23 protein-coding genes are annotated in these 24,434 nt (G+C 66.4%); 7 read left to right on the forward strand and 16 right to left on the reverse strand.

The window, feature by feature from the left end; all coding sequences use genetic code 11:
• The first annotated feature begins 42 nt into the window (after window positions 1-42).
• Window positions 43-1,320, forward strand: a complete 1,278-nt coding sequence (locus tag AC3A4H_RS18195; protein ID WP_487767958.1) for a cysteine desulfurase-like protein — start codon at window positions 43-45, stop codon at window positions 1,318-1,320.
• 167 nt (window positions 1,321-1,487) lie between these two features.
• Here the strand turns inward: AC3A4H_RS18195 and AC3A4H_RS18200 are convergent, their stop codons facing one another.
• From AC3A4H_RS18200 to hutI, 9 genes are all read right to left on the reverse strand, one after another.
• Complete coding sequence (locus AC3A4H_RS18200; RefSeq protein WP_487767959.1) at window positions 1,488-2,807, reverse strand: ABC transporter ATP-binding protein; 1,320 nt, start codon at window positions 2,805-2,807, stop codon at window positions 1,488-1,490.
• A gap of 34 nt (window positions 2,808-2,841) precedes the next feature.
• A complete protein-coding gene (locus AC3A4H_RS18205) occupies window positions 2,842-4,596 on the reverse strand; it encodes an ABC transporter permease (protein ID WP_487767960.1) in 1,755 nt (584 codons plus the stop codon).
• A gap of 183 nt (window positions 4,597-4,779) precedes the next feature.
• On the reverse strand, window positions 4,780-5,031 hold the full coding sequence (locus AC3A4H_RS18210) for a hypothetical protein (RefSeq protein WP_487767961.1): 252 nt from the start codon (window positions 5,029-5,031) through the stop codon (window positions 4,780-4,782).
• Window positions 5,032-5,367: 336 nt separating this feature from the next.
• On the reverse strand, window positions 5,368-5,958 hold the full coding sequence (locus AC3A4H_RS18215) for a HutD/Ves family protein (protein ID WP_487768107.1): 591 nt from the start codon (window positions 5,956-5,958) through the stop codon (window positions 5,368-5,370).
• Between the two features lie 5 nt (window positions 5,959-5,963).
• A complete protein-coding gene (locus tag AC3A4H_RS18220; RefSeq protein ID WP_487767962.1) occupies window positions 5,964-7,289 on the reverse strand; it encodes a YjiH family protein in 1,326 nt (441 codons plus the stop codon).
• Window positions 7,290-7,319: 30 nt separating this feature from the next.
• Window positions 7,320-8,996 (reverse strand): urocanate hydratase, encoded by a 1,677-nt coding sequence (gene hutU / locus AC3A4H_RS18225; RefSeq protein WP_487768108.1) that lies wholly within the window; start codon window positions 8,994-8,996, stop codon window positions 7,320-7,322.
• 31 nt (window positions 8,997-9,027) lie between these two features.
• Entirely contained in the window at window positions 9,028-9,846 is an 819-nt protein-coding gene (gene hutG, locus AC3A4H_RS18230; RefSeq protein ID WP_487767963.1) for an N-formylglutamate deformylase, read from the reverse strand.
• Window positions 9,843-11,387, reverse strand: coding sequence for a histidine ammonia-lyase (hutH, locus tag AC3A4H_RS18235; protein ID WP_487767964.1), 1,545 nt, complete (start codon window positions 11,385-11,387; stop codon window positions 9,843-9,845). Before hutH ends, hutG begins: the two co-directional genes overlap by 4 nt.
• Complete coding sequence (gene hutI, locus AC3A4H_RS18240) at window positions 11,384-12,619, reverse strand: imidazolonepropionase (protein ID WP_487767965.1); 1,236 nt, start codon at window positions 12,617-12,619, stop codon at window positions 11,384-11,386. Before hutI ends, hutH begins: the two co-directional genes overlap by 4 nt.
• A 102-nt stretch (window positions 12,620-12,721) precedes the next feature.
• Between hutI and AC3A4H_RS18245 the strand changes: the two genes are divergently transcribed.
• Both AC3A4H_RS18245 and hutC read left to right on the forward strand, forming a co-directional pair.
• Complete coding sequence (locus AC3A4H_RS18245; protein ID WP_487767966.1) at window positions 12,722-14,074, forward strand: formimidoylglutamate deiminase; 1,353 nt, start codon at window positions 12,722-12,724, stop codon at window positions 14,072-14,074.
• A gap of 38 nt (window positions 14,075-14,112) precedes the next feature.
• Entirely contained in the window at window positions 14,113-14,856 is a 744-nt protein-coding gene (gene hutC / locus AC3A4H_RS18250) for a histidine utilization transcriptional repressor HutC (protein ID WP_487767967.1), read from the forward strand.
• 9 nt (window positions 14,857-14,865) lie between these two features.
• Here hutC and AC3A4H_RS18255 read toward each other — a convergent pair whose 3' ends face one another.
• Together AC3A4H_RS18255 and AC3A4H_RS18260 are read right to left on the reverse strand one after the other, a co-directional pair.
• Window positions 14,866-15,936, reverse strand: a complete 1,071-nt coding sequence (locus tag AC3A4H_RS18255; protein ID WP_487767968.1) for an NAD(P)H-dependent flavin oxidoreductase — start codon at window positions 15,934-15,936, stop codon at window positions 14,866-14,868.
• Window positions 15,937-16,006: 70 nt separating this feature from the next.
• A complete protein-coding gene (locus tag AC3A4H_RS18260) occupies window positions 16,007-16,660 on the reverse strand; it encodes a 5-formyltetrahydrofolate cyclo-ligase (protein WP_487767969.1) in 654 nt (217 codons plus the stop codon).
• Window positions 16,661-16,830: 170 nt separating this feature from the next.
• Between AC3A4H_RS18260 and AC3A4H_RS18265 the strand changes: the two genes are divergently transcribed.
• Window positions 16,831-17,373, forward strand: a complete 543-nt coding sequence (locus AC3A4H_RS18265) for a DUF488 domain-containing protein (protein ID WP_487767970.1) — start codon at window positions 16,831-16,833, stop codon at window positions 17,371-17,373.
• A gap of 44 nt (window positions 17,374-17,417) precedes the next feature.
• On the opposite strand, the gene AC3A4H_RS18270 is transcribed toward AC3A4H_RS18265, so the two are convergent.
• From AC3A4H_RS18270 to AC3A4H_RS18280, 3 genes are all read right to left on the reverse strand, one after another.
• The gene (locus AC3A4H_RS18270) at window positions 17,418-17,867 is read right to left on the reverse strand and encodes an RbsD/FucU family protein (RefSeq protein WP_487767971.1); all 450 of its coding nucleotides are present in this window, start codon (window positions 17,865-17,867) and stop codon (window positions 17,418-17,420) included.
• A gap of 113 nt (window positions 17,868-17,980) precedes the next feature.
• The gene (locus tag AC3A4H_RS18275) at window positions 17,981-19,087 is read right to left on the reverse strand and encodes a helix-turn-helix transcriptional regulator (RefSeq protein ID WP_487767972.1); all 1,107 of its coding nucleotides are present in this window, start codon (window positions 19,085-19,087) and stop codon (window positions 17,981-17,983) included.
• Between the two features lie 137 nt (window positions 19,088-19,224).
• Window positions 19,225-19,566 carry a hypothetical protein gene (locus AC3A4H_RS18280; protein WP_348779011.1) on the reverse strand — a complete coding sequence of 114 codons (342 nt, stop codon included), beginning with the start codon at window positions 19,564-19,566 and terminating at the stop codon, window positions 19,225-19,227.
• Window positions 19,567-19,894: 328 nt separating this feature from the next.
• On the opposite strand from AC3A4H_RS18280, the gene AC3A4H_RS18285 reads away from it, so the two are divergent.
• Window positions 19,895-20,530, forward strand: a complete 636-nt coding sequence (locus AC3A4H_RS18285; RefSeq protein ID WP_487767973.1) for a hypothetical protein — start codon at window positions 19,895-19,897, stop codon at window positions 20,528-20,530.
• A gap of 106 nt (window positions 20,531-20,636) precedes the next feature.
• On the opposite strand, the gene AC3A4H_RS18290 is transcribed toward AC3A4H_RS18285, so the two are convergent.
• A complete protein-coding gene (locus tag AC3A4H_RS18290) occupies window positions 20,637-22,196 on the reverse strand; it encodes a sensor histidine kinase (RefSeq protein WP_487767974.1) in 1,560 nt (519 codons plus the stop codon).
• A 248-nt stretch (window positions 22,197-22,444) separates the two neighbouring features.
• Between AC3A4H_RS18290 and AC3A4H_RS18295 the strand changes: the two genes are divergently transcribed.
• Together AC3A4H_RS18295 and AC3A4H_RS18300 are read left to right on the forward strand one after the other, a co-directional pair.
• The gene (locus AC3A4H_RS18295) at window positions 22,445-22,951 is read left to right on the forward strand and encodes a DUF4188 domain-containing protein (RefSeq protein WP_487767975.1); all 507 of its coding nucleotides are present in this window, start codon (window positions 22,445-22,447) and stop codon (window positions 22,949-22,951) included.
• Window positions 22,948-23,424 (forward strand): DUF2141 domain-containing protein, encoded by a 477-nt coding sequence (locus tag AC3A4H_RS18300; RefSeq protein ID WP_487767976.1) that lies wholly within the window; start codon window positions 22,948-22,950, stop codon window positions 23,422-23,424. Before AC3A4H_RS18295 ends, AC3A4H_RS18300 begins: the two co-directional genes overlap by 4 nt.
• Before the next feature lie 15 nt (window positions 23,425-23,439).
• Here the strand turns inward: AC3A4H_RS18300 and AC3A4H_RS18305 are convergent, their stop codons facing one another.
• On the reverse strand, window positions 23,440-24,429 hold the full coding sequence (locus tag AC3A4H_RS18305; RefSeq protein ID WP_487767977.1) for a helix-turn-helix transcriptional regulator: 990 nt from the start codon (window positions 24,427-24,429) through the stop codon (window positions 23,440-23,442).
• Window positions 24,430-24,434: the final 5 nt, after the last annotated feature.

Raw genomic sequence — 24,434 nt, forward strand, 5'->3', positions numbered from 1 at the left:
GTCCGCGCCGCGTGACATAACTCGACCCCAGAAAGCATTTCCATGACCCAGCATAGCCCGATCGCGCCCGCCGACGCCGTCTCGTTCCCGGTCGAACAGGCGCGCGCCATGTTCCCGGCGCTGCAGAAGGCCGGCGACTTCATCTTCTTCGACAATGCCGCCGGCGCGCAGATTCCGCAGGGCGTGCTCGAGGCTGTGCAGAACCATCTCGTCGGCCACAACGTCCAGCGCGGCGGCCGCTACGGCCGTAGCGTCAAGGTCGACCAGACCATCGCCGAGGCGCGCGAGAGCGTGGCGGTGCTGATCAACGCCTACAGCCCGGCCGAGATCTGCTTCGGCATGAACGCCACCTCCTTCATCCGCCTGGTCAGCCTCGGCATCGGCCAGATGCTCGGCGAGCGCGACGAGATCATCGTCACCGACATGGACCATGACGCCAACATCGCCACCTGGTTGGCGCTGGAACCGGCCGGCGCCAAATTCGTCTGGTGGCGCATGCGCGAGGACGGCAACCTGCATGTCGATGACCTGCGCCCACTGGTCAACGAACGCACCCGCCTTGTCGCCTGCACGGTGACCGCGCATTCCATCGGCTCCATCGTCGACGTCGCCGCCGTGGCCAAGATCGCCCATGCGGCCGGCGCGGAAGTGTTCCTGGACTGCGTGCATTATGGCCCCCATGGCCTCATCGACGTTCAGGCCTGGGATTGCGACTACCTCGTCTGCTCGGGCTACAAGAATTTTTCGCCGCACATGGGCTTCCTGTGGGGCCGCTTCGAGACGCTGAAGCGCCTGCCCACCTTCCGCGAGGATTTTATCCCGGACGAGCCGCCTTATAAGGTCGAGGCAGGTACCTTCGTCTACGAGAACGTCGCCGGCATGGATGCGGCGGTGAAGTATCTGGAATCGGTCGGCCGCAACTTCGCGCCGTCCAACAACCGCTCGCGCCGTGAGAACATCGTCGCCGGCATGGGTGCCATCCGCACCTATGAGCTCCACCTCGCCCGCGAGATGCTGCGCGTGCTGAAGGACTGCGGCGCGACCATCTACGGCGTCAGCGAAGAAGAGCGCATCGAGCAGCGCGTGCCGACCTTCTGCTTCAACATTGGCAAGCTCTCGCCGCAGATGATTGCGGAGGAAATGTCCGAGATGCAGATCGGCATCCGCGACGGGCATATGTATGCGCCGCGCCTCATGGCCCGCCTCGGCCTCAGCATGGACAGCGGTGCCGTGCGCGTCTCGCTGGTCCACTACAACACGATCGAGGAAATCCACCGCTTCGAGAAGGCGCTGAAGGAACTGATCGCCCGCCATGCCTGAAATGCGTGATCCCGACCCGAAGGGCCGCGTCAGCGAAGAGTTGAAGACTTTTCGGACAAGACCATGCTTTCCAGGAACCAGGCGGGTTTGGCCGGGGCGGGGCACGCCCGGCGCATGAGAAGGGGCGCGGCCTTGTCGGCCGCGCCCCTTCTATTTTCGGCCGGAACTCAGCTCGGGTTTTCCAGCGTGAACATGTCGGTCTTTTCGTCATAGGCGAAGAGCTCGGCATAGCGCGCCCAGCTGGTCACCGCCCGCACCGTGTGCTCGGCATTCTCCTCCGACATGTGGTCCTCCAGCTCGTCGCGGAAGCGGCGGGCCGGCGCCTCGTGGCTTGCCCGTTCGTCGAGCACTCGGCGGATATGCATCGCCAATGGCACATGGGCGGCAAGCTGCTGGGCAAACAGGTGCTTGCGTTCGTCCACCTCGGCCTCGGCAAAGCGCATGCCCGCCGGCGTCAGGCGAATGTCGCCCTCGGCCAGTTCGGCAAAGTGCAGCAGCTGCAGCGTCTCGGCGATCGGGAACAGGTCGTCGATCTCCAGCTGCAGGCTGGCCGCCAGCGGCGGCAGGTCGGCCTTGCCGCGATAGGGCTCGGCGGCCACCGTCTCGATCAGGCCGGAAAGCAGGTTGGTCGAAACACGCGGCAGCACCATGTCGATGCCGGTGCCGGGAAAGGCGCCGTCGCGGGCGGGCTCTGCCGCCGGCTTGCGCGCCGTCATGCGCTCGTAGATGTCCTCCACCAGCGCGCGGAAGGCCGGGTCGAGCCGGTCGCGCGGCTGCGGCAGGTCGATGCGGATCTCGGCCGCCACCCGCCCGGGGTTGGAGGAAAAGATCAGCACGCGGTCGCACATCAGCACCGCTTCCTCGATGTTGTGGGTCACCATCAGGATAGATTCGATCGGCATGCGCCCTTCCGACCACAGGTCGAGCAGGTCGGTGCGCAGCGTCTCGGCCGTCAGCACGTCGAGCGCCGAGAAGGGCTCGTCCATCAGCAGCACCTTGGGGTGCACCACCAGCGCACGGGCAAGGCCGACGCGCTGGCGCATGCCGCCCGACAGCTCCTTGGGATAGGCGCTCTCAAAGCCGTCGAGGCCGATCAGGTCGATCGCCTCCAGTGCGCGCTTGCGGCGCTCGGCGGGCGCCACGCCGCGCGCTTCCAGCCCCAGTTCGACGTTCTGCAGCACCGTCAGCCACGGAAACAGCGCAAAACTCTGGAACACCATGGCGATCCCATCCGGGGTTCCCGAAACCGGCGCGCCCTCGAAGGTGATCGAGCCTCCGGTCGGCTGGATCAGCCCGGCGATGGAGCGCAGCAGCGTCGACTTGCCCGAGCCCGAGCGGCCAAGCAGGCCGACGATCTCGCCCGAGCGCAGGGTCAGGCCGACATCTTCCAGCACCACGAACTGGCCGTTGTCGTAGCTCTGGCTCACGTCCTTGACTTCGACCAGGGGAGCTACGCTTGCAGCGGTGGCTGTCACGAATTCATTCATTTTCCGGTCTCCCGAAGCAATATGTAGTGTCTTTTCAGTCGAGGCGCAGGCGGCGCTCGGCGAAGACGTAAAGCGGGCGCCACAGGGCGCGATTGAAGGTGGTGACGAACAGCGACATCACCGCAATCCCCAGCACCACGCGGGGAAAATCGCCGGCCTCCGTCGCCTTGGCGATGTAGGCCCCGAGCCCGTAGGCCTGGAGATGCGTGTTGCCCCAGCTCGCCACCTCGGCGACGATGGAAGCATTCCACGAGCCGCCGGTGGCGGTCAGTGCCCCGGTCACATAGTAGGGGAATATCCCCGGCAGCATTACCTTGCTCCACCAGCTCCACGAGCTGAGCTTGAACACCGCCGCCGCCTCCCTGAGGTCGGACGGGAAGGCGCTGGCACCGGCGATCACGTTGAACAGGATGTACCACTGCGTCCCCAGGATCATCAGCGGCGACAGCCAGATGTTGGGGCTGGCACCGGTGGCGACAATGGCGATCACCACGAACGGAAACAGCACATTGGCCGGAAACGCGGCCAAAAACTGCGCCAGCGGCTGCACCTTCTGGGCCACGGCCGGCCGCAGTCCGATCCACACGCCCACCGGCACCCAGATCAGGCTGGCGAGGCCGACCAGAACGACGACGCGCAGAAGGGTCGCGAAGCCGCCGCCGAAGGCTTGCGCCACGTCCCCCCAACCCAGCGTGCGGCGGATGTAAAGCACGGTCACCGCAGCCCCTGCCGCGGCCAGAAGCACGATGAAGGCAAGCCAGAGGCGATCCGCAATCCGGCTGGTCCGCGCCGGCTCCACCGGCCGCGGCGCCTTGCGTGGTGCGCCGGCGCCCGCCAGCATCAGCCGGCCCCAGCCGGCCGCAAAGGGTGCGCCGGCCAGCTTGAGCATGCGGGTGCGGCGCATCACGTCATAAACCCAGGAGCGTGGCTTTTCCTGCGCCGCTGTCTGTTCGGCCCGGAATTTGTCGGCCCAGGCCACGATCGGCCGGAACAGCAGTTGGTCGTAGAGCAGGATCAGCAGCGCCATTGCCAGCACCGCCCAGCCCACCGCAACGAAATCCTCCCTGGAAATCGCCAGCGCCAGCCATGAGCCGATGCCCGGCAGTTCCACCGTGGTGTCGCCGACCGTGATCGCTTCCGAGGCGACCACGAAGAACCAGCCGCCCGACATCGACATCATCGTGTTCCAGATCAGGCCCGGCGCCGCAAAGGGCGCTTCCAGCCGCCAGAAGCGCTGCCAGGCCGTCAGGCCGAAGCCGCGGCTCACCTCGTCCAGGTCACGCGGAACGGTGCGCAGCGACTGGTAGAAAGAGAAGGTCATGTTCCAGGCCTGCGCGGTGAAGATCGCGAAGATCGACGCGCATTCGGCCCCGAGCTGGCTGCCGGGAAACAGGCCCATGAAGAAGGTCACGGTGAAGGTCAGGAAGCCCAGCACTGGCACCGACTGCAATATGTCGAGCGCCGGGATGATGACCATCTCGGCGCGGCGGCTCTTGGCCGCCAGCGTCGCCACCACGAAGGTAAAGATCAGCGAGGCGATGATGGCCGCGAACATGCGCAGCGTGGTGCGTAGCGCATATTCGGGCAGGTTGGCCGGGTCGAGCGTCACCGGCCTGGTGGAAAGCAGTTCCACCGAGCCGCGCATCTCGACGGCCGCATGCGCCAAAAGCACGAACACCGCCGCCATGATCGACAGGGCGAGAAGGTCGTAGACATTGGGCATGATGCGGGCGCGCGACAGCGTCGCGGCGTCGCTCAGCGACTGGCGGTTATGGGGCAGGAAGATCATTTGCGAACCTCGGTCTCTGGCTGCTCAAGGCAGCATTGCGTTCCCCGCCGCTTCGGGCGCGACATGGCGGCGGAGCGGGCAGGGGCGAGAGGCGCGCGTCGGCGCGCCGCAACCGGGACGGGTTGCGGCGGGCGCAAGATCTTCGCGATCAGGAAAAAGGCGTTTGCGGCGCGGACCGGAAGGTCAGGCGGCGAGAGCGTGTCGCAAGCTTCGACTGACACCCTCTTCGGAAAGGGTGCGATGCTCCCGTGACCAGCGGCCTTCGAGCCTTCCGGTCAGCTTGTCGCGCTGCCAGCGGCAGGTCAGCGCGCTGCGTCCGGCTTCCGGATGCGCGGGCTCGAGCGGCCGGATGCGGGTACGCGCGACGGGTGCGGCCGAACGCATGGCAAGGCGCACGGCGTCGCGGTCACGAAAAAAGAGGATGGTGTTGTTCATGGCTCACCTCCTTGGCCCGACAGGCCCCGGAAGCAAGCGGACAGACCGTCAGGCCTTGCCGAGGCTCGCCCGGCGGGACATGCCGGACACGGTATCGATTGTCGAATACGGTGTCCGGATCCGGCTCAGAGCCTTCCCCGAACAGCGACTAGAATGACTGTCCATAACCTGTTCAATCAGTTGTTGACTGCCTCGGGCGAGCCAAAGGGCGAGCCGGAAGCATGGGTGCCTTACGCCCCCATCATTTGGGGTGTCAAGCTTGAATTAACCATACGGCCTCACCTCGCCGCAAAGTGATGCGGCGAGGCCATTACTGCAGGCAGCGTTTCCGCGCCGCTACCCGGCGCGGCCTTCCGGCGACAGTTCGATGAGGAAAATCCGCGCCGTGGCGTCGGTTTCGATCCGCAGCGCCTGCGGCGTGCGGTCGAGATGGGCGGTGTCGAGCGGGCCGAGCGCTGCCGTCTCGTCGCCGGTGGCAAGGCGGCAGGTTCCGCGCTGGCAGAACACCAGAAGTTCCGATGCCGACACGGCGATATCGACGGTTCCGGCAATGTCCAGCCGCCGCATGGCGTGGCTCATGCGACCGCGCCGGGTCATGATGTTGAGGTCGATCACGGTGCCGTCGATCAGCTCGGCGCCGGTGGGCGCGTCGCCGGGGAAGGGCAGCGGCGCCGAGCCGGTCGTCAGCTCGGTCGTGCCCATGCCTTCCACGGTGAGGCGAAGCCCGTCGCCGTCGAGCACCGCCAGCGTGCGGTCGATGGCGGCAAAGGTCGAAAACGGCCCGCCTTGCGCTACCGTCGCCATGGAAAGCCGCCAGTCGAAGCTGTCCACCGTCGCGCCTTCCGGCGAAACGGCGATTTCCGTTGTCTCGCCGCCGCCGTTCTTCCACGGCATGCGGCGATAGTTTTCGGCGGGCAGAACGCGCATCATGGTCAGGACAGCCAGCCCATCGACACCGCCAGCCAGGCGACGGGCGCGGTGAGCAGGATGCTGAGCGCGGTGCGCACATACCAGATCACCAGCAGGTCGCGGAACCGGAGCGGGATCGTCGTGGCGAGCACGCAGGGGATCGACGCCGACAGGAACAGCACCTGGCTGACCGACACCACCGCCGCCACGAATTTCAGCGCCAGGTCGGATTCCTTCAGCAGGATCGCCGGCAGGAACATTTCCGCCAGGCCCGCGGCAAGCGACTTGGCCGCAAGCATCGGCTCGGAGAACTGTGCGATCCAGGTGACGGGGTAGAGCAGCAGTCCGATCACGTCGAAGATCGGCGTGTGCTTGGCCGCCAGCAGGCCGAGCAGCCCCACCGCCATGATGCTGGGCAGGATCATGGCTGCCATGCGCAGGCCGTCGAGGAAGTTCTCGCGCAGGGTCGCCGGCAGGCTCTTGGCGACGGCCGCCTGTTCGAGGCCGGCGTCGAAGGCCGCCTGCAGGCGGCTGCGGTCGGCCGGCAGCGGCGCGTCGCGGTCGGCCGGATGCTCCATGCCGGCCAGCGGCCACATCCGCGCGGTGATGGCCGAGACGATGAAGGTGATGAAGAAGGTGGTCCAGAAATACAGGTTCCAGGAACCCATCAGGTCCAGCGTCTTGGCCACGATCACCATGAAGGTGGCTGACACGGTGGAAAAGCCGGTGGCGATGATGGCGGCCTCGCGCACCGTGTACTTGCCTTCGCGGAACACGCGGTCGGTGATCAGCAGCGCCAGCGAATAGCTGCCGACGAAGGAAGCCACGGCGTCGATCGCCGACCAGCCCGGCGTGCGCCAGAGCGGCCGCATCACCGGCTGCACCAGCACGCCGGTCAGCTCGAGCAGGCCGTAGCCCACCAGGAAGCCCAGCGCCAGCGCGCCGATGGGCACGATGAGGCCCACCGAAAGCACCAGCTTGTCGAACAGGAAGGGCAGCATGTCGGGCGCGAACAGTTCGGCCGGGCCCACGCCGGTCAGGTACATGCCGGCCAGGACCGCGCCCAGCACCCTCAGAAACGAGAAGATCGTCCCCGTGACGCTGCCGCGCCAGGTGCCCTGCACGAAGGGTGCCAGGGCGCCATAGGCGATCAGCAGGCAGACGAACGCGATCGCGGCCGGCCGTGCATGAGTCACGATGGCCGTCGCGGCGTGGTCGAGAGGAATGGTCGACTTGCCGCCGATGGTCACCGGCACGAAGAACACGAAGATGCCGATCAGGCTGTAGAGAATGAGCTTGACCGCTCCGCTGCCGCGCGAACCGCGCTCCGTATACGAGATGTCTGTCATCGAGGTCGTCTTCACCTGTTCGTTTGAGTATCAGCCCAGGATGCCGGGCAGGTTGAGGCCATGCTCCCTGGCGCAGTCGATGGCGATGTCGTAGCCGGCATCGGCATGGCGCATCACGCCGGTGGCCGGGTCGTTCCACAGCACGCGCTCGAGGCGACGTGCGGCGTCTTCGGTGCCGTCGCACACGATGACCATGCCCGAATGCTGCGAGAAGCCCATGCCGACGCCGCCGCCATGGTGCAGCGAAACCCAGGTTGCGCCCGAGGCGGTGTTGAGCAGCGCGTTGAGCAGCGGCCAGTCGGACACGGCGTCCGAGCCGTCCTTCATCGCTTCGGTCTCGCGGTTGGGCGAGGCGACCGAGCCGGAATCGAGGTGGTCGCGGCCGATCACCACCGGCGCCTTCAGCTCGCCCTTGGCGACCATTTCGTTGAAGGCGAGGCCGAGGCGATGGCGGTCGCCGAGACCCACCCAGCAGATGCGCGCCGGCAGGCCCTGGAAGTGGATGCGCTCACGCGCCATGTCGAGCCAGTTGTGCAGGTGCTTGTTGCCGGGCGTCAGCTCCTTCACCTTGGCGTCGGTCTTGTAGATGTCCTCCGGGTCGCCCGACAGGGCCGCCCAGCGGAACGGGCCAACGCCGCGGCAGAACAGCGGGCGGATATAGGCCGGCACGAAGCCCGGGAAGTCGAAGGCGTTTTCCACGCCCTCTTCCTTGGCCATCTGGCGGATGTTGTTGCCGTAGTCGACGGTCGGAATGCCCTGGTGGTGGAAGTCGAGCATGGCCTTCACATGCACGGCCATGGAGGCGCGGGCGGCCTTGGCGACGGCCTTGGGGTCGCGCTCGCGCTTTTCTTCCCATTCGGCCACGGTCCAGCCGATCGGCAGGTAGCCGTTGACCGGGTCATGCGCCGAGGTCTGGTCGGTCACCGCGTCCGGCTTCACGCCGCGCTTGACGAGTTCGGGCAGGATCTCGGCGGCGTTGCCGAGCAGGGCGACGGAGATCGCCTTCTTCTCCTTGGTGGCCTTGTCGATGATGGCCAGCGCGTCGTCGAGGTCCTTGGCCTGCACGTCGACATAGCCGGTCTTCAGGCGCATCTCGATGCGGCTGGCCTGGCATTCGATGGCCAGGCACGAGGCGCCGGCCATGGTCGCGGCCAGCGGCTGCGCGCCGCCCATGCCGCCGAGGCCCGCGGTCAGGATCCAGCGGCCGGAAAGATCGCCGCCAAAGTGCTGGCGGCCCATCTCCACGAAGGTCTCGTAGGTGCCCTGCACGATGCCCTGGGAGCCGATATAGATCCAGGAGCCGGCCGTCATCTGGCCGTACATCATCAGGCCCTTCTTATCGAGCTCGTTGAAGTGGTCCCAGTTGGCCCAGTGCGGCACCAGGTTGGAGTTGGCGATCAGCACGCGCGGGGCGTCCGCATGGGTGCGGAACACGCCCACCGGCTTGCCCGACTGCACCAGCAGCGTCTGGTCGGCTTCCAGCGCCTTCAGCGCGCCGACGATGCGGTCGAAGCTGTCCCAGTCGCGGGCCGCGCGGCCGATGCCGCCATAGACCACCAGCTCGCCGGGCTTTTCGGCAACGATGGGGTCGAGATTGTTCATCAGCATGCGCAGCGGCGCTTCCGTCAGCCAGCTCTTGGCGGAAAGCTCGGTGCCGGTGGCAGCGCGAATGACGCGCGAATTGTCGATGCGGGTGTGTTGGGTCATCATTTTCTCCAGCATGAAGGCCGGCCGCGCCTCAGGCGCGGGCCCAGCGGATTGCGGTTTGAAGGATTTCTGTCAGCGTCCCGCGAATCGGCGCGGCAAAGTCGGGATCGTAATCCGCCGGCCAGTCCTCGGCGCTCACCGGCCCCGGCCGCTCATGCATGTAGCAGCGGCAGGAAAGCTCCATCTGCAGCGCATGAACGCCCGCTTCCGGCTTGCCGAAATTGCGGGTGATGAAGCCGCCCTTGAAGCGGCCGTTGATCACATGGCTCTCGCCGGTGCCGGCGATGATGTCGGCCACCAGCGTCTGCAGCGCCGGGTCGGTGCTGGCGCCGCTGTTGGTGCCGAGGTTGAACACCGGCAGCTCGCCATCGAACAGGCGCGGAATGACCGAGCGGATCGAGTGGCAGTCATAGAGCACGACCTTTTCATGCACCTTGCGCAGCCGTGCCAGCTCTTCGGCCAAAGCGGCGTGGTAAGGCTCGAAATAGGTCTTTCGACGCTCGGCGACCTCTTCCGCACCCGGCGCCTGCCCTTCGCGATAAAGCGGCTCGCCATCGAAGGTGGTGGTCGGGCAAAGCTCGGTGGTTGCCTGTCCCGGATAGAGCGAGACGCCGGACGGGTCGCGGTTGACGTCGATCACCGTGCGCGAAATCGAGGTGCGCACCACGGTCGCGCCGAGGCCGGCGGCGAAGCCGTAGAGCTTTTCGATCCACCAGTCGGCATCCTTGCGGCCGAGCCAGGGCGAGACCAGACGGTCCTCGAGGCCCGCGAGGTCGGTGCCGGTATGCGGGATCGACACCAGCAGCGGCGCCTCGCCGCGTGTTATGGAAAGCCAGGGCAGGGCGGTCATGCCTCGCACCCTGCAACCGCCGGCAGCTTCACCGCGCCTGCCGCCGCAATCACCGCGCCGCTGCGCACCAGCGCATTGGCCTTTTCCATGTCCGGGTGGAAGTGACGGTCGTCGTCGAGATGCGGCACCTGCGCCCGCAAGAGCTTGCGCACTGCCTCCAGCGGCGCGCTGGAAGCCAGCGGCGCGTGGAAGTCGCAACCCTGCGCGGCGGCCAGAAACTCGATGCCGATCACGGCGGTGGCGTTCTCCACCATGCCCATCAGCCGGCGCGCGCCATGCGCGGCCATGGAGACGTGGTCTTCCTGGTTGGCCGAGGTGGGGATGGAGTCCACGCTTGCCGGATAGGCCTTCTGCTTGTTTTCAGAGACGAGGGCTGCCGCCGTCACCTGCGGGATCATGAAGCCGGAGTTGAGGCCCGGCTTCGGCGTCAGGAATGCGGGCATGCCCGACAGCGCCGGGTCGACCAGCATGGCCACGCGCCGCTCCGACAGCGAGCCGATCTCGCAGACGGCCAGAGCGATCATGTCGGCGGCAAACGCCACCGGCTCGGCGTGGAAGTTGCCGCCCGAAAGCGCGGTTCCGTCCTCGGCGAAGATCAGCGGATTGTCGGTGACGCCGTTGGCTTCCGTTTCCAGCGTGTCGGCGGCCTGGCGCAGCACGGTCAACGCAGCACCCATCACCTGCGGCTGGCAGCGCAGGCAGTAAGGGTCCTGCACGCGCTCGTCGCCGACGCGGTGGCTTTCGCGGATGGCGCTGCCCGCCATCAGCGCGCGCAGCGCGTCGGCCGTATCGATCTGGCCTTTGTGCTTGCGCAGCAGGTGGATGCGCGGGTCGAACGGCGCATCCGAGCCCTTGGCCGCATCGGTCGACAGAGCGCCGACCACCAGCGCCGAATGATAGAGTATTTCCGCCTCGAACAGCGCGGCCAGCGCATAGGCCGTGGAGAACTGGGTGCCGTTCAGCAGCGCCAGCCCTTCCTTGGGGCCGAGCGTCACCGGCTCCAGCCCGTGCGACACGAAGGCCACCTTGGCCGGCACGCGGCCATGCGGGGTGAAGCAGTCGCCCACGCCGATCATCGCCGCCGTCATGTGCGAAAGCGGCGCCAGGTCGCCGGAAGCGCCCACCGAACCCTGCGCCGGCACCACCGGGATCACGTCGTTGGCCAGCATCTTCTCCAGAAGCTCGACGGTCTCGACCTTCACGCCCGAGGCGCCCTGCGCGAGGCTGGCAAGCTTCAGCGCCATCATCAGCCGCGCCACGGCCACCGGCATCGGTTCGCCGGTGCCGGCGGCATGCGACAGCACGATGTTGCGCTGAAGCGTTTCGAGGTCGGCGGCCGGAATGCGCACGCTAGCCAGCTTTCCGAAGCCGGTGTTGATGCCATAGACCGGCTCGCCCTTGGCGACGATCTTTGCGACCGTCTCGGCGCTGGCCTGGATCTTGGCCCGGGCGCTCTCATGCAGCTTGGGCACGGCGCCGCGATAGATGGCGCGCCAGTCGGCGAGCGTGGCTTCGCCGGGCTTCAATACGAGTTCAGTCATTTCCCCCTCCAGATGCGCGCATGGAGCGGATTGAAGCCCATGCGGTAGACAAGTTCGGCCGGCCGCTCGATGTCCCAGATCGCGAGGTCGGCCCATTTGCCGGCCTCCAGCGTTCCGGTCTCGCCGAGCATTCCCAGCGCGCGCGCCGCTTCGCGGGTCACGCCGGCGATGCATTCGTCGACCGTCATGGCAAAAAGCGTCGCGCCCATGTTCATTGTCAAAAGCAGCGAGGTCAGCGGCGAGGTGCCGGGATTGTTGTCGGTCGCCAGCGCCATTTTCGTGCCGTGGCGGCGGAAGAGGTCGACCGGCGGCTTTTTCGTCTCGCGGATGAAGTAGAACGCGCCGGGCAGGATCACCGCCACCGTGCCGGCGCTCGCCATGGCGGCAGCACCTTCGTCGTCGGTGTATTCCAGATGGTCGGCCGAGAGCGCGCCGTAGCGCGCGGCAAGGGCTGCGCCATGCAGGTTGGAAAGCTGGTCGGCATGCAGCTTTACCGGAAGCCCGTGCGACTTCGCGGCCTCAAACACGCGCACCATCTGTTCCGGCGAAAAGGCGATGCCCTCGCAGAAGCCGTCGACCGCGTCGGCCAGCTTTTCCGCCGCGATTGCCGGCAGCATCTGCTTGGCGACCAGGTCGATATAGGCGTCCTTGTCGCCGTTCGCCTCCGCCGGCAGCGCATGCGCGCCGAGGAAGGTGGTGCGAACCGTCACCGGCCGCTCACCGCCCAGTCGGCGTGCGGCGCGCAGCGATTTCGCCTCGTTTTCGAGGTCCAGCCCGTAGCCGGACTTCATCTCGACAGTGGTGACGCCTTCGGCCAGCAGTGCGTCGAGCCGGGGCAGGGATTGCCGCACCAGCTCTACCTCGCTCGCCGCGCGCAGCGCCTTCACGGAGGAGACGATGCCGCCGCCCGCGCGCGCGACTTCCTCATAGGTGGCACCCGCCAGCCGCATCTCGAATTCGTTGGCGCGGTCGCCGGCATGCACCAGGTGCGTGTGGCAGTCGACCAGGCCGGGCGTGATCCAGCGGCCCTCGCAGTCCACGGTCTCGGCGCCGTCGCGCAGAGCCGCCGGCAGTTCGGCCTCGGGGCCGGCATAGACAATGCGCCCGTCCCTTGCGGCGATTGCCCCATTTTCTACGACGCCCAAGCCGGGCGCGGTTTCGGCCAGCGTCGCGAGGCGGGCATTCCGCCACAGGCGGACCCGTCCCGTTTGCGCGCTTTCGCGGTTCTGCATGATGTTTTCCATTTCCATCCCGATCGTTTATGTATAGACATATGAGCGATTGACGCAAGCGTCTTGTGGCGATCGGATGCAAGAAACGCAGGGGAAGGCTCCATGACGACCATTTTTGCCGGGCAGGCGCTGCTGCCGCAGGGCTGGCGCAACGACGTGCGCCTGACCGTCAGGGAAGGCCGTATCTCGGCCGTCGAGGCGGATGCCGCTCCGCAATCCGGCGACGAGCGCCAGGCGATCGTCCTGCCCGGCATGCCCAACCTGCACAGCCACGCCTTCCAGCGCGGCATGGCCGGCCTTGCCGAAACGCGCGGCCCCGGCGCCGACAGCTTCTGGTCGTGGCGCGAGGTCATGTATCGCTTCGCGCTCTCGATGACGCCGCGCCAGGTCGAGGCCGTCGCCGCCCAGCTCTATGTCGAGATGCTGGAAGCCGGTTTCTCCCGCGTCGGCGAGTTCCACTATCTGCACCACGATCTCGACGGCGGGCACTACGCCAACATCGCCGAAATGGCCGAGCGCATTGCCGCCGCCGCCGCGCGCACCGGCATCGGCCTCACCCTGCTGCCGGTCTTCTATGCCCATTCCGGTTTCGGTGGTGCCGCGCCCAATGAGGGCCAGCGCCGCTTCATCAACGATCTCGACAGTTTTGGCCGCCTGATGGAAGGCGCCCGCGCGGCAGTGAAGGACCTGCCCGGCGCCGTGGTCGGCGTTGCCCCGCATAGCCTGCGCGCGGTGACGCCCGACGAGCTCTCCGCCGTCGTCGCAATGACCGACAAGCCCGTCCATATCCACGTCGCCGAACAGGTGAAGGAGGTGGAGGACTGCATCGCCTGGTCCGGCGCTCGCCCGGTCGAATGGCTGCTCGCCAACGCCCCCGTTGACGGGCGCTGGTGCCTTATCCACGCCACCCACATGCTTGACGCCGAGACGACCGGCATGGCCAAAAGCGGCGCCATCGCCGGCCTGTGCCCGGTCACGGAAGCCAATCTCGGCGACGGCACTTTCGCTGCGCCGCTGTTTGCCGCGCATGGCGGCCGCTTCGGCGTCGGCTCCGACTCCAACGTGCTCATCGGCCTGCCAGACGAGCTGCGCCAGCTCGAATATTCGCAGCGCCTGTTCCACCGCCAGCGCAACGTGCTGGCCGCGCCGGGCCAATCCAATGGCCGCGCGTTGTTCGACGGCGCGCTGGCCGGCGGTGCCGCCGCGCTCGGCGCGGGCCCGGCGGAAATCGCCATCGACGCTTCGGCCGATTTCGTCTCGCTGGGGGCCGACCACCCGTCCCTGGCCGGCAAGAAGGGCGATGGCGTTCTCGATGCCTGGATCTTCGCCAATGGCGCGAAGGTTGACGGCGTCTGGGTCCGCGGCAAGAAAGTTGTGGTTGGCGGCAGGCATTTCATGCGTGATGCCATTGCCGAGGACTTCCGTGCCGTGATGAATGAGCTTGCCGCGGGCTGAAGCGTGACGCGTGCCCGGCCGCCGTTCTGGATCGCACAATGGACAAGATGGACACCTTGAAGGAGCAGGAACCGATATCGCTGCACCAGCGCATTCTCGCTGACATCAGCGAACGCATCCTGTCGGGCGAATGGGCGCCTGGCCATCGCATTCCCTTCGAGCACGAGCTGACAGAGGAATATGGCTGCTCGCGCATGACCGTGAACAAGGCCCTGTCCGAGCTCGCCAGGACGGGCCTGATCGAGCGCCGCCGCCGCTCGGGCAGTTTTGTGCGCACGCCGGTGTCGCAGGCCGCGGTGCTGGAGATCCATGACATCAAGGACGAGGTGCAGGAACTGGGCCTGCCCTATCGCTACGAGCTTGCCTCGCACCAGAAGCGCAAGGGCACGCCGGCCGACCGCGCGCTGATGGAGCTGCACGAGGCCGGGCCGGTTCTGGCGCTCAAGTGCCGGCATTTCGCCGGGCCGCGGCCCTTCTGCCTGGAAGAGCGGTTGATCAGCCTGGTCGCCGTGCCCGAGGCCGCCGAGGAAGCTTTCGAGGAGATCGCGCCGGGGCCGTGGCTGGTCGGCCATGTCCCCTGGAGCGCGGCCGAGCACCGCATAAGGGCAACCGGCGCCGATGCGGAAATCGCCGCCGCGCTCGGGGTTGAGCCCGGGGCGCCGTGCCTGGTCGTCGAGCGCCGCACCTGGAGCGCCGAGCACCCCGTCACCCATGTGCGCTTCACCTATCCGGCCGACAGCCACACGCTGGTGGCCCGCTTCACGCCCTCGCAGGCGCGGTGAGGCAAAGAATTACGCCGCTCCCATCCACTCCTGCGCCTCGGCCCACAGGCGTCGCGTCAGCTCGCCGGCAGGCATCTCGCGGCCGAGCCGGGCCGCCTGTCCCGACCACAGCGACATGAAATCGCCGGAGCCTACCGGCTCGCTCCTTGCCTTCAGCGGCGCCAGCGCGCCGCCGGCCAGCGGAAATGCCGGTGCGAGCCCGGAGATAGGCCCCACCTCCCGCACGATGCGGTTGACGATGCCGCGCGCCGGGCGGCCGGTGAACACATTGGTGATCGCGGTCGCGTCGCTGTGCGTCTCACGCAGCGCCTGCCGGTGCAGGGCCGCCACCTTGGCCTCGGGGCAGAACAGATAGGCGGTCCCGATCTGCACGGCCGAGGCTCCCAGCGCGAAGGCGGCCACGATGCCGCGCGCATCTCCGATGCCGCCGGCCGCAATCACTGGAACCGACACCGCATCCACCACCTGCGGCACCAGCGCGAAGGTGCCCACCTGGGTGGCGATGTTATCGGTCAGGAACATGCCGCGATGGCCGCCGGCTTCCGCGCCCTGGGCGATGATGGCGTCGCAGCCATGGTCCTCCAGCCAGCGCGCCTCGTCCACGGTCGTAGCACTCGACAGCACTTTCGCGCCCGTCGCCTTCACGCGCTCCACAAGCGCCTGTTCCGGCAGGCCGAAGTGAAAGCTCACCACCTCCGGCCGGAATTCCTCCACCACCTCGCACAGCCCGGCGTCGAAAGGCGTGCGGCTGGAGTTCGGCACCGGCGCTTCCGGATCGAGCCCGAGCTCGACATAGTAGGCGGCCAGCCGCTTGCGCCATGCGGCCTCGCGGGCGTCGTCGGGAATTGGCGGCGTGTGGCAGAAGAAGTTGAGGTTGATCGGCTTTGCCGTGCGCTGGCGGATGATGCCGAGCTCGGCGCGGATCTGCTCGGGCGAAAGCAGCGCGCAGGGTAGCGCCCCAAGGCCGCCGGCCTCGGCCACCGCGATTGCGATCTCGGAGCCGACGGGTCCCGCCATGGGCGCCAGCAGGATCGGCAGCTCCGTGCCGGCAAGATCCTGGAAACGGCGGTCTCTGTGCATGGTCGGTGCTCCGTGGGGAAGATCGATGATGCGTCGGCCGTCCGTCGCGGTTCGGCCGAAAAGCATTGGATCAGGCGGTGATGACGGTGTCCATCGGGATGTCGTGCGGCTGCGGATAGATGGTGGCAAGCCTCGCTTGGCTGTAGCCCACGCCGATCGCAAGCGGCTTGCGCGGCATGGCCGCCAGGGTACGGTCGAAAAAGCCGCCGCCATAGCCCAGCCGGTAATTGTCGCTGTCGAAACCCACCAGCGGCGCGATCACCACGTCGGGAAATACTGCCGGCCCGTTCGCCGGCACAAGGATGTTCCACACGCCGCGCTCCAGCGGTTCGCCCGGCGCCCAGGCGCGGAACTCCAGCGGCCAGCCCGACTTGATCACCACCGGCAGCGCGAAGCGCCCGCCGGCCGCGATGGTTTGGGTCATCCAGCCGCGCAGGTCGGGCTCGCCCTTGAACGGCCAGTAGATGCCGATCAGCCGGTGGCGCGGGTCGCCGATCGCCTTGGTCAGCCCGGCCGCGATCGTTTCCGTGCGCCGCGCCCGCTCTTCTGCCGGCACAGCCATGCGCTCGTCGATCAGCCGCTGGCGTTCGGCCTTGCGCCAGCGCAGCACGTCGGCCCACGCAATGGGGTCCGCGGCGCGGTCGTCGGCCTGAAATTCCGGCGTCAGCTCATGCATGAGGCAGGGCGGAGAGGCATAGCCGCGCGCATCGTTATCGTTGCTCATGAAGCCTCCTGGCTGGGCTGCGATGGCAAATATCGATATGGGGAATGGGAAAGGCAAATGGAATTAAATGCTAGATTAATGCAAAAAGATTGTTGCATGGGCGGCATTACCTTCAAGTTGACGCTTGGCCGCTTCGCTGATGAAATGTCCGCGCGGGGAAGGGAGGCGCCATGCGGCAGCCATTCTTCACCATCGGCCACGGCACGCGCAGCATCGAGGCCTTCGTCCATCTGCTAAAGCTTGCCGAGGTGGGGCTGGTGGTCGACATCCGCACCGTCCCGCGTTCGCGCGCCAACCCGCAGTACAATGGCGATGTGCTTCCCGACAGCCTCGCAACCTTCGGCATCGCCTACACGCACATGGTCGAGCTTGGCGGCCTGCGCGGCCGCTCGAAGACGGTGCCGCCCTCGACCAACGGCTTCTGGGTCAACCAGAGTTTTCACAACTATGCCGACTATGCCATGAGCGCCGAATTCCGCGTCGCGCTCGACCGGCTGGTGGAAATGGGCCGAGCGCGTCGGCTCGCCGTCATGTGCGCGGAAAGCGTGTGGTGGCGCTGCCATCGCCGCATCGTCGCCGACTATCTGATCGCCCGCGGCGAGGCGGTTTTTCACCTCATGGACCATGACCGGATCGAGCCCGCCACCATCACGCCCGAGGCCGTGCCGCAGGCAGACGGTTCGATTGCCTATCCACCGCCGGCCGCCGGCTGAGCATTCGTGTTGCGGGCTGCATCAGGCGGCTTGCGGCGCGTGCCTCACCACGCCGGTTCGAATTCGCCCGGCGGCAGCACGCCCTTCTTGAGGATCAGGTTGGCGTAGAGCATCAATTCGCCTGTGGCCACGATATAGGCCGCCTGGCGCGCGCGTTCGTAGAAGGCGAAGCGCTCCAGCGGCGCCACTCGGAACGGGCCGGCCAGCCGGTCGATGATTTCCTGGAACGAAACGCAGATCGGCGGCACTTCCTCCGGCGTCTCCACCATCGCCATTCGGAAGGCGGCGGCCGTGTCGAATGTGTCCAGCGGCATATGGGTGAGAATCGCCTCAACCACGGCCTCGGCGCCGAGGCCGTCGGCGCGGATCACCGGGCGGCCAAGCGTGCTGGCCGGAAAATTGGCGTCGGCGATCACGATCTCGTCGCCATGGCCCATGGTGCGCAGCGCGTGCAGCAGCTCGGGTCCGAGCAGGGGGTGGATACCGCGTAGCATGTCATCTACCTCGGCTTGAGGGGGTGGTTCGCAATCAGCCGGCCGGCCTTGCAGGCTGGTATCTAGGCATGGCCCGGGGCAAAAATCGACTCCGGATTTTTTGGCACGCAGCCTTAGCCATGGGCGATGTAGTCGCCCGAGCGCTCGGCCTCGAAAGCCAGGCGCTGGATCATCAGCGCCAGCTCCAGCTGCCTGCTTGTTCCGGTCTTGTGCAGGATTACCTTCAGCCGGCCGCGCGCCGTTTCCAGCGACACGCCTTCCGCGTCGGCCGCGTGCCGCAGAGTCTCGCCCCGCCCGATGCGTATCGCCAGTCGCACTTCCGCCGGCGTCAGCCGGTAGGTAGAGCGCAGGACGGTTTCGACCTTCGCCGGCTGCCCGCCTCCCAGGCTTACCGTCAGAAGCACGTCAGCTCTGCCCAGCATCTCGTACACCCGGCCGCGCAGCGGCAGCGCGCTGAGGGTCGCGCCGTCGGCGCGCGCCTCCAGCGCAATGGTGGCGAGCGGCTGCGCGCCCTGCGCAGCCTGTGCGATGGCCCACTGCAGCTTTGCATCGGCGTCGTCGCTGGCAGCATGAATGCGTCCGCCGCGCAGATGCAGAACGCTTCCGATAAGCTTTTCGAACGCCGCCGATGCCGCGATCAGCCGCCCTTTCGCATTCACCCAGGCGCGCGGCATGCCCTGTTGGTCCAGCGCTCCCAGAACGCCAGTGGCGAGATCAAGCCTGGCCTTGAGCGCATGGTTGAGCGACAGCGAAAGCAGGCGAAACAGCGAATTCGCGCCGTCCAGTTCCTCGTTCACGTAAGCGCCCTTGGCCTTCCCGCGCTCCACCGACAGGATGAGGTAGGAACTGTCCTCGCGCGGAATGAACGTGCCGGCAAAGTGCGCGTTCTGGTGCCTGACGGCGAATTCCTGTTCGAACGGGTCGCGTGCCAGCTCTTCCGGCGTGAAGCAGAGCCAGTCGGTCAGCAGCCCCTTCGTCCCATCGAGCGTGAGCTCCAGCGCCCGCCGCATGCGCGGAACTTCGTGCGGCCAGGTCTGGAAGTCGGCGTGGACCTCCTCGGACCCGCGCGATGCGAAGGAAACCAGGCTTTCGGGCGAAATATAGTGGGCGAAGGCGTGGTCGGCGCCGCAAGTCTCGGCAAGAATGCGCAGCGCGTTCGGCCAGGCCTCGGGGCTCAACGCCGCTTCCAGCACGCTCTCTACGGCACGCTCTATGTCCACGTCCCCCCACGCCGCTGCACGATTGCGCAGAATGGCAAGTCCCGCGGGGCCAGTCAAACCGACGAACAGGGAGCGCGCAAGGGCAGGCGCCCAGGCGCGCTTATCGGCCGGCTTCAGAAGCCGGCTAATGGAGGCCGCTATTCGTGCAGCGTGTAGCTGTCCATCTCGCAGAAGTCCTGCGTGTCGGTGGTGGTGTCGAGGTCCGAATCCTCGGTGAACTCGAAGCGCATGTCGTATTTGCAGGCGCGGCGCCCGTCGGCCACGGTCACGCGGACGCTTTCGCCCGGGTTCAGCACGTCGCGGCCCAGAATGTCCTCTTCCCATTCGTCCACCCCGCTCGGCGAGGCGTAGAATTCGGTGATCACAGAATTGGTGGCGTTCTTCAGCGTGAACACCAGGTCGTCCGCCTGAGCGGCAAAGGCGAAACAAGTAATGCCGGCCAGCGCCCCCGCTGCGGCCATGCGCAATTTCAAAGTCATCAAAAAGGTTCTCCACCCGGAATTGGGCAAAGCGTCGCTTATCAGCCGCTTGCGACATTTGGAATAAGGCGGGCGCAGGCATCCTTTGCGCCACGCATCGCCGGTCTACAGGTGGTGGGGGGCTCGCTTAGGTATCGAACTCCCATGGATGTGCCCACGCAAGTTGATTTTCCGGCAATACCCGCGAGTTCAGAGAACGAAGCGCCGCATTAACTTGGGTTAAGCTAGAATAACTGTGACGATGGTGAAACAAACGGTGGCCAATATAGTCACAAAACTGACAAAAATCGTCGATTTCATCCTCCAGGGGGCGCCAGAGGAGAGGACAATGCTGAAACGTCATCTTGCGACATTGGCTTGCCTTGGCCTTCTTGCCAGCGGCACATCTTTCGCACATCTCGATGGCTATGGCCTGGTCGGTTTCGCCCAGGCCAAGAACGGAAACGGCAATGGAGGGAATGGCGGCTCCGGCAACGGCCAGTCGTCTTCCGAACACGGCAAATCGGGAGAGGCTCCCGGCAAGTCGGGCACGGCCCCGGGCAAGTCGGGCGAAACCCCCGGCAAGTCGGGCACCGCTCCCGGAAAGTCGGGCGAGACCCCCGGCAAGTCGGGCACCGCTCCCGGAAAGTCAGGCGAAACTCCCGGCAAGGCGGGAACCGCTCCAGGCAAGTCGGCCTCCAATAATGCGCAAAAACCGGAAGTCACGGCTTCGAACACCCTTGGCGCCATGAATGCGGCCCATGCTTCCGCACAGGCGCGCAAGCACGCAAACCCGAAGTCGGCCGTCGGGCTGATCGCCGCCTATGACCTGCTCCGGCAGGCGGCGCTGGAAATCGAGGACCCGGTCGCGCGGGAGCAGGCGCTGGACGACGCGGAAACCCGACTGGCGGCGGATTTCGGAAGAGCCGCGCTGACGGACGACGAAATCGGCAAGATAAACGCGTTGCTAGATGCTCGTCAGTAGCAGTTCTGCAGGCGAATCCCCTCGGCAATGCGATGCAAGTGCCACTTGGCGGTATCGCCAGCTTCTGCCAGGGTCGGGGCGGCTTAGCCGCTCCGGCTGCCGACTCCTAGGCGAGCTCACCGGGCTCCTGCGGAACGGAAGGGAACAGCTTGCCGGGCAGGGTGATCTCGACGTCCATCCGGTTCCTTGACCAGCTGCGGCTATAGTTTCCCCGCAGTTGCGATTTGACGATGAGGTCCAGGAGCTTGGAGCCATAACCATTCTTGAGGGTGTCGGGCTGGCCGCTCAGGCCTGGCGCCCTCTCGCTCCAGTCGATCTGCAAATGCTCGTCATCGCGCCTGATGTGAACTTCCAAAACGCCCTCAGCATCGCTCAAGGCGCCGTATTTGGTCGAGTTCGTCGCCAGTTCGTGGAAGACGAGAGCCAGCGGCGAAACAATTCCCGCATCGACCAGGGCGTCGTCGCCGACGATGGCGAAGCGCTGGCCCTTGCCGCCCTCGTAGGGTCGGAGCAGCACGCCGATCAGTTCCTTCAGCGAGGTACGATCTCCGCCGCCCGTCGGGGCATTCCGGACCCGGATCAGGCTGTGGGCATGCTGAAGGGCAACAAGCCGCTGCCTCAGCTTGTTGGCCAGCGGCTTCATCTCGGGATTGTCGCGAACCGACAGGCTGATCAGCCCGTTGACCAGGGCAAAAAGGTTCTTGATCCGGTGCTCGAGTTCGCTCGAAACGATCTCGCGTTCGGCGGCGAGATATCTCAGCTGGTCCAGCACCTCGTTTCTCGTCGCCGTGGTCGTGGAGATGATGAGCGGCCCCAGGGTGATGAGCGCACCCCCCATGCTGATCGACAGCACGGGCGCCCGGCTGAGGTTCAACACAAAGATATAGCCGAGTGACGTAGCCGTGATCGCCCAGGCGCAGAAGGCGAAGGTCAGCAGCGCGGTGAGGAAGACACGATAGGAAATCGCGCACCAGAGAAGGGCCGGAACCGGGAACACGAAGGCAGCCAGCCCACCGAAGAAAATGCCCGCGACTGCCGACAGAACCAGCACGATGATCGGCGCCTGATCGTGCAGGGTAAGGGGCAGTTCCCGCGTCCATTGGCGATCCACCGGGAACGCCAGGATCATCGGCAGAAAGGCAAGCTGGTTCAAAAGCTCGACGGAAAACCAGTATCGGAAGGTTCTTTCCGCTGCCATTGCGCTGAACAGCGGTCCAACAAGCAGCGTACCCACTATGCTGGCGTATATGGATGCCGCCAAGGCGGCGGAAAACAGATAGAAAGCCGACGTCGGCCGCTCCAGGCGCTGGTCTGTCCGGTCAAAGCTTGAGAGCAGGGCGTAGCCGACGACGACGATGCCGAAATTGAATGTGGCCAGCCGTGCGCCTGTCGACAAGGAATACCCCAGGATCAGCAGCGCTATCGCGAAGCCGACGAGGCAGGCGATCCAGCCCCCCGCGCGCGCCAGCATCGGGAAGCGTACCAGCATGCCGATCATGAACGCGTTGGCGGGCCAGACCAGCGCCAGAACGCTGTTGTTTGCCGTGTAGACTCCGAGAAGGAAGAGGGCCGCATAGGCGCTGCCGAACAGCAGGTAAAGGACCCAGGCCCGGCTCGGAGTGAGCAGTTTGCCTACTCTGGATTCGACTTCGCTGGCATCGAGCATGATCCACATCCCCGGGGCGTCCATGCGTCCCCGGCGTCATTGGCCACCCATCAGGTAACCACCAATGCCGCGCATCGACAAGCGCCGAGCGCAATCAAGCCGCGCGGAATCCGGAGCCAGGACCGCCGGACCAGGCCTTCGCCTGAGACGATCGGGTGCAACGGCAGAGACGATCCGCACACCGTCGGGGGCTATCCGTCGTCATGACGGTCCGCATGGGCCTGGTCCCATCAGTATCGAGAATGCCCGTGGCACCACAGCTGACACGCGAAACCGTCGACCTTTCCGGTTACCCCGACCTCGTGGTCCTCTATCTCGGAATGCGGGTGAACGTCTTCCAGGGGCTTGCCACCCTGTTCGGCTTCGGCTCGAAGATTTCCGAGGCGGTGCAGGATGCGCCCGACGGGCTTCTTGCGCACGAGTCGATCGTCTACTCGCTGTTTCCGCCCCATGTCGGCATGCGCCAATACTGGCGGGATTTCGAGAGCCTCGAGCGCTGGTCGCGCAGCGAACCCCACCGGCAATGGTGGCAGAGCTTCCTGCGCGATCCGAAGGGCACCGGCTTCTGGCACGAGGCCTATTTCCGGCGCGGCGGCATGGAGGCGGTCTATGTGAACATGCCCGACCGGTCCGGCATGCGCGCCTTCGCGCCGGTGTGCGCGGCCAAGGGGCCGATGTTCTCGTCGCGCCAGCGCGCGGGCCTGGAGGGCGATGCGCCGCCCGCGCCCGTCCAGGAACAGGAAATCTACAAGTGATCGCCTCCCAGGCAGACCAAAGAAGGAGCAGAGCAGTGTTCGGTAAAAAAGGCGCATGGATGGCGCTCGTCGCAGGCGGGCTTGCCCTCGTTTCAGGCGCGGCGCAGGCCGAGTCGCTCAACGTGACGGTAACGGGCGTGCGCAGCAGCGCGGGCATCGTGCGCTGCGGCCTGTTCGCCACGGCGAAAGGTTTTCGCGTGCCTGGCCGCGAGGTGCAGGCCGCCGACGCTGCGATCAAGAACGGTCAGGCGGTATGCAGCTTCACCGATGTTGCGCCCGGCGCATATGCCCTGGCCGTCTTCCATGCGGAAAAGAACGAAACTGCAATCGAGTACGGTCTCTTCGGCAAGCCCAAGCAGGGGGTGGGCTTTTCCAACAACCCGTCGATCACCTTCGGCGCGCCGGGGTTCGAAAAGGCTCGCTTCGCGGTAAACAAGCCGCGCGTGGATCTCAGCATCCGCTTGCAATACTGAGGTCGCGTCCTCCCGCTACCGCAGACCCCGGCTCTCGCGCCCGTCCCGCAAACGAGCCGGGGTCGTGCCGGTCGCCTGCGCAAAGGCGCGGGTGAGGCCCGACAGGCTTTCGTAACCGCAAAGAAGGGCGATGCGCGCCAGCGGGATGGCAGGGCGCGCCTTGAGCAGCGAAGAGGCGCGCGCGATGCGAACCGAGCGGATGACGTCGCCCACGCTCTGGCCCCTTTGCGCGAACACCCGGTAGAGATGCGCGCGCGAGCACCCAAGGCGGTAGGCGATGGTGGCAGCCACCAGCGCGGGATCGGCGTAGTGCTGCTGGATGAACTGCAGCGCCCGGCCATGGAGTTCACCCGCGTGGTCGCGCAGCTGCGCTCCGTTCCTTGTCGATCGTTCCGAAGCCAGGATGCCGAGCGCGAGGTCCACCGCGACCCGCATGGCCACCTGCGCAGCGGCTGCGTCGAGATGCGCGGCATCCTGCGCCATCATGTGCAGATGGCTTTGCAGCGAACGGGCAAGTCCGGCCTGGGGCGGGCAAAAGGCGCCTTCCTGCAGGAAGCCTACGTCTCCTTCCAACTCCTCGATCACGGTGGCGCGCGGCAGCGTGATGTAGAGGTGGGCGTGGTCGCGCGAATGCGTGTGCAGCCGCTGGCTCGCGTCATAGATCGCAATCCCGCTTTGCTGAGACATTTCCAGCGCGGGGCCGTGCCCGCTCCGCACCCGCGTCTCGCCAGCCACCGTGGTGCTGATCATGATGAAGTCGCTGTCGCCGCGGGTCCTGCCCACCACGGCGCCGGCATTGGCGCTGTATCCGAAGGTGGCACCCTTGTCGTCGGCGCAAAGCAGCGCCTGGCCGACGAAATGGTCCGCCGCAGAGGCGGCGGTCAGGTCGAGGTCCATGCGCGGAAACAGGCTGCGCCAGTAGTCGAAGCGCTCGCTCGGGTCCAAGTCGTCGGTCGAGAGGCGCCGGAACCCGCTCCCGGCGTGTAGGTCGCTTCCATCGGCCACGCCGC

It is taken from the genome of Pseudaminobacter sp. Soil_N_29 (assembly GCF_057656055.1).